Source organism: Massilia sp. CT11-108 (assembly GCF_047302915.1).
GTDB lineage: Bacteria > Pseudomonadota > Gammaproteobacteria > Burkholderiales > Burkholderiaceae_D > Telluria > Telluria orientalis.
This window is the reverse complement of the sequence record NZ_JBKYMO010000831.1, coordinates 1-1,615: the sequence shown is the minus strand read 5'-3', so window position 1 is coordinate 1,615 and position 1,615 is coordinate 1. Positions and strand designations below refer to the sequence as shown.

The following is a 1,615-nucleotide window of genomic DNA, read 5'->3' as shown; positions in this document are numbered from 1 at the left end:
CCACCACCACCGCCACCGCCGCGCGGCTGGTTGCCGCCACGCGGCTGGTTGTTGCCACGCGGCTGGTTGCTACCGCGTGCCTGGTCACCGCCGAAGCCGCGTCCACCCTGGCCCTGAGCCTGCCCCTGGCCGCCGCGGCCACCCAGGATGCCGCCCTCTTCGCGGCCCGCGCCGACACGCACCACCGGCGGACCGAACGGATCCACGTTGCGGTTGGCGTCCGCACGGTCGATGCGGTTGCCGTTCGAGCGCTGATCGTCGTTGCCGCGGCCCTTGGGACCACCCTGCCCCTTGCCGCCGGCAGCACCCTTGTTGTTCTGGGCGCCGCCCTTCTTCTCGATGCCGAAGGCGTCGAGGAACTGACGCACGTCGTTTTCTTCCAGCTCTTCCCAGCGGCCGCGCTTGAGGCCCGACGGCAGGGTCATGGCGCCGTAGCGCGTACGGATCAGGCGCGAAACAGTGAGCCCCACCGCCTCGAACATGCGGCGCACCTCGCGGTTGCGGCCTTCGCCGATCACCACGCGGTACCAGCGGTTGACACCCTCGCCGCCGCCATCGGCAATCTTGGTGAACGAGGCCGTGCCGTCGTCGAGCTCGACGCCGGCCAGCAGCTTCTGGCGCATGCCCTCTTCCAGCTCGCCCAGCGTACGCACGGCGTATTCGCGGTCGATGTTGTAGCGCGGGTGCATCAAGCGGTTCGCCAGGTCACCGGAATTCGTGAACAGCAGCAGGCCCTCGGTGTTGAAGTCGAGGCGGCCCACGGCCAGCCATTTGCCGGTCTTCATGGTCGGCAGGCGGTCGAACACGGACGGACGGCCTTCCGGATCGTCCGCGCTGACGATTTCGCCGGCCGGCTTGTGGTACACCAGCACGCGCGGCGGTTTGTTGTTGTTCACGCGGCGCTGCAGCAGCTTGCCGTTGATGCGCACGGCGTCGGTCGGCAGGATGCGCTGGCCGATGTGAGCCGGCTCGCCGTTCACCGACACGCGGCCGGCGATGATCAGTTCTTCCATGTCGCGGCGCGAACCGAGGCCCGCTTCCGCCAACACCTTGTGCAGCTTCGGTGCGTCGTCCTCGGCCGTCAGGTCGCGGCGCGCCTTGGTCGGCTGCGACTGGCCGCGGCCGCCCTCGTAGGCGTCGAACGCGTCCGACGTGACGAACGAGAACACGGCGTCGGCATCGTTGCCCTTGCCGCCCTTGGCCGGCTTGTTGCCGGGCCTGGCGCTCTTGCCCTTGCCCTGCTGTTTCTGGTTCTGGCCCTGCGGTTGAGCGTTCTGGCCGCCCTGGGCGCCCTGAGCGTTCTGTGCCTGCTGGCCGCGCTGCTGGCCCGGCTGGCCTTTCTTCTTCTGCTGCTTGCCGCCGCGCTGGTCGCGGCGCTGCTCGTTGCGGCCGGCTTCGGCCGGTGCCGCCTCGGCGGCAACGGCCTCCACCGCGGGCGCTTCGGACTCGACGCGCGGTTGGCGCGGTTCGCGCTGCTGGCGCTGCTCACGCATCTGGCGCGGGCCGCGCGGCTTGCGCTGGACGACAGCGTCGTCCGCCCGGTGGGGTATACACATCTCCGGGCCCACGAGACGGAGCTTCAAGAACTATGCCGTTTTATTGTGGAAAAAAAAAA

At 69.3% G+C, this 1,615-nt stretch carries 1 protein-coding gene; it reads right to left on the bottom strand.

The genetic code is table 11. The features are described 5' to 3' along the window. The coding region (gene rluB, locus ACEN88_RS31185) for a 23S rRNA pseudouridine(2605) synthase RluB (RefSeq protein ID WP_413345971.1) at nt 1-1,556 on the bottom strand (1,556 nt) is incomplete at its 3' end. Nucleotides 1,557-1,615 lie beyond the last annotated feature (59 nt).